Origin of the sequence: Halococcus thailandensis JCM 13552, assembly GCF_000336715.1 — an archaeon.
GTDB classification, from domain to species: domain Archaea; phylum Halobacteriota; class Halobacteria; order Halobacteriales; family Halococcaceae; genus Halococcus; species Halococcus thailandensis.
Window position 1 is genome coordinate 1 of record NZ_AOMF01000054.1, and the last position, 1566, is coordinate 1566.

The window sequence follows — 1566 nt, forward strand, 5'->3', positions numbered from 1 at the left end:
GACTGAGGACCGGCTAACCCTCGGTTGACGAACATTGCCGAGGAACCCTTGTCCGTGAGGCCGTCGGGATTCTAACCCGACTACCGCTGCTACTGTGGCCAGGATTATCGTCACCGTTCGGTCCATACGAACTCTCGTCCGTACTTCCACCCAAACGGAGCGCCGACCTACTGGATCGCACTATACAGTGCGCCGCTAGGTCTCGGTGGTGGACTTGAGCCCCGATCATTTTCGGCGCTCCAAACCTCGGCCGGTAAGCTGTTACGCTTTTCTTAGCGGGTAGCTGCTTCTAAGCTCACCTCCCGGCTGTCTATGGCTCGGAACCACCTTCGATCGCACTTAGTCCACACTTGGGGACCTCAACCAAGCTCTGGGTTGTCTCCCTCATGGTGCACAGGCTTACCCCGCACACCGCTCTCCCCGCGTCGACGGCGTTCGTAGGTTCGGAGTTCGACAGGAGGGCCGACTCCTCTCGGAGTCGGTCCCTCCAATCGGTCGCTCTACCCCACGAACTACCTCGGCGGAGGTCATGCTTCGACATGTTTCGGTCGGAACCAGCTGTTGCCGGACTCGATGGGCCTTTCACCCCTACACACTGGTCACGGGAGGGTATTGTAGGACACCATCCCTAACAGGCCTCCACGCAGCTTTCGCCACGCTTCACCTTGCCATCGTGTAGATCGTCCGGATTCGGGTCGTGTCCGCTCGACTCCCCGCGCTTGAACACGGCGGCCCTCGTACGNCGCACTGCGGCCATGTCGGTTTCCCTACGCCTTCCCCGATGATCGGGTTAGACTCGTCAAGCAGACACACTCCCTGGCTCGTTTTTCAAAACGCACGACGGAACATCGGCTCGTCTCGGCTGCTACTGCGGGGTCGCCCCCGGGTCGTTCACCGAGACGCCTTTCATGCCCCGTCGCTCGATCGCCAACTGAGTTCAAGCCCTATTGCACCTCCCTTTGTGGGGTGCTTTTCAGCGTTCGCTCACGCTACTTGTTCACTATCGGTCTCGAGATGTGTTTAGTCTTGGCCGTCGATGCCGGCCATATTCACGAGGGATATCCAACCCCCGATACTCTGGAGCTGACGCACATCGTACTAGCCTGTGTTACGGGGTTTTCACCCTGTCTCACGCTCCGTTCCAGGAGACTTCACACAGACGATCCGGTGCTGAGAGCCAGTCCGAACACCACATTGCTCGTGGGGCAAAGCCCCGTGAGCTTCGGTTTGGACAGTGTCGCGTTCACTCGCCGTTAGTAACGACATCCCGTTCGGTTTCTCTTCCTGCCGGTACTGAGATGTTTCAGTTCCCGGCGTTCCCCATTGCGCGAAGCAATTGCGGTGGGGATTCCCATTCGGAAATCTCAGGTTCTTCGCCTCCGTGCGGCTCCCCTGAGCTTATCGCAGCTTGGCACGTCCTTCATCGGCACTCGAGCCGAGCTATCCACCAGTTGGCATAGTAGCCACGGTCTTCTAATCAGAATCCATGAACCCGCTGAACGGGTCCAGTGGACGCCTGGATCGCACGTACACACAGTCTCATGGACGCACCCGAGTGTCACGAGG

1 rRNA gene is annotated in these 1566 nt (G+C 59.0%); it reads right to left on the reverse strand.

The annotated features are described in order from the left end of the window. Positions 1-1472 (reverse strand): 23S ribosomal RNA (locus tag C451_RS23075); the annotation flags it as partial. Positions 1473-1566 lie beyond the last annotated feature (94 nt).